This window comes from Methyloceanibacter marginalis (assembly GCF_001723295.1).
Lineage (GTDB): Bacteria > Pseudomonadota > Alphaproteobacteria > Rhizobiales > Methyloligellaceae > Methyloceanibacter > Methyloceanibacter marginalis.
In genome coordinates this window covers 1-1,260 of sequence record NZ_LPWD01000391.1, presented here as the reverse complement: position 1 = coordinate 1,260, position 1,260 = coordinate 1, and the positions used below count along the sequence as shown (strand labels likewise).

Here is a 1,260-nt window from a genome sequence, read left to right as displayed (position 1 = left end):
TCGCGGTCGAGCCGGTGCACCAGGCGCGGGCGCGTCTCCGGCCCCATCCCCCAGCCCTTCCAGCAAACGGTCGATGTGCTGCGTGGTCTTGGTGCCGCCCTGCACGGCGAGGCCCGACGGCTTGTTGAGGATCAGGAGGTCGTCGTCCTCGTAGAGCGTGATGTCTTTCAGGAAATCGCGGTCCGCCTTGGACAGCGACTTCTTCGGCCCTGGCGGCGGCGGAACATCGGGGAGCGGCGGCACGCGCACGCTCTGGCCGGCTTCGAGCCGCGTGCTCGCCTTGGCCCGGCCCCCGTCCACCCGCACCTGGCCCGTCCTGAGCAGCTTCTCCAGCCGGCTATGGGGCAGCCCCGCGTAATGGGTCTTGAACCAACGGTCGAGCCGCATGCCGTCCTCGTCGTGCGTGACGTTGCGGGTCTCGACGGGCATGGCTTTACAGCGAGCGCACGAGGAACAGCCCCGCGAACAGCGCGGCAATGGAAAGTCCCACGGAGGCAAACAGATACAGCCCTGCGCTCACATAGGCGTCCCGCTCGTAAAGGAGCGCGAAATCCGCTGAGAAGGCCGAGAACGTGGTGAAGCCGCCGAGCACGCCGACGGTGAGGAAGGCCCGCAGCTCGTTGCCGACGGTCCAGCGCAGCGCCATGGCCTCGATCAGGAGGCCCATCAGAAAGCAGCCGAGCACGTTCACCGTTAGCGTGCCCCACGGAAAGCCGAAGCCGATCAGGCGTCCCGAAGCGACTCCCACGAGATAGCGCGCGGACGCGCCGAGCGCCCCGCCGGCGGCCACGAACAGCATCGTCTTCATCATCAAGCCCCCCTCATGCGCGCTTAAGCCCCGCCCCGCTTGGCCCGGATCTCGGCCCAGCGGTCGAGCCGCTCCTTGACCTCGCGCTCGAAGCCGCGCCCCGTCGGCGTATAGAATTGCTGCCGCTCCACGCCGTCCGGGAAATAGTTCTGCCCCGAGAAGGCGCCCTTCTCGTTGTGATCGTAGGCGTAGTCGCGGCCGTAGCCTTCCTGCTTCATCAGCGTCGTGGGTGCATTGAGAATATGCTTCGGCGGCAGCAGCGACCCGCTCTCCTTGGCGACACGTGAGGCCGCGTTGAAGGCCATATAGGCGGCGTTCGATTTCGGCGCAGTCGCCAGATAGACGGTCGCCTGCGCCAGCGCCAACTCCCCTTCCGGTGAGCCGAGAAAATCGTAAGCGTCCTTCGCCGCGTTGGCCTGCAACAGCGCGGCGGGATCGGCGAGCCCGATATC

Annotated in this window: 2 protein-coding genes and 1 pseudogene; all 3 read right to left on the bottom strand. The window is 67.1% G+C overall.

The genetic code is table 11. The features are described from left to right. Positions 1 to 429, bottom strand: a pseudogene (locus AUC71_RS13405) (RluA family pseudouridine synthase); the annotation flags it as partial. A gap of 4 nt (positions 430 to 433) precedes the next feature. Next, the gene (gene crcB, locus AUC71_RS13400) at positions 434 to 808 is read right to left on the bottom strand and encodes a fluoride efflux transporter CrcB (RefSeq protein WP_193427048.1); all 375 of its coding nucleotides are present in this window, start codon (positions 806 to 808) and stop codon (positions 434 to 436) included. 23 nt (positions 809 to 831) lie between these two features. Beyond that, positions 832 to 1,260, bottom strand: a 429-nt coding sequence (locus AUC71_RS13395) for an AAA family ATPase (protein WP_483127812.1), incomplete at its 5' end; no start/stop codon positions are given.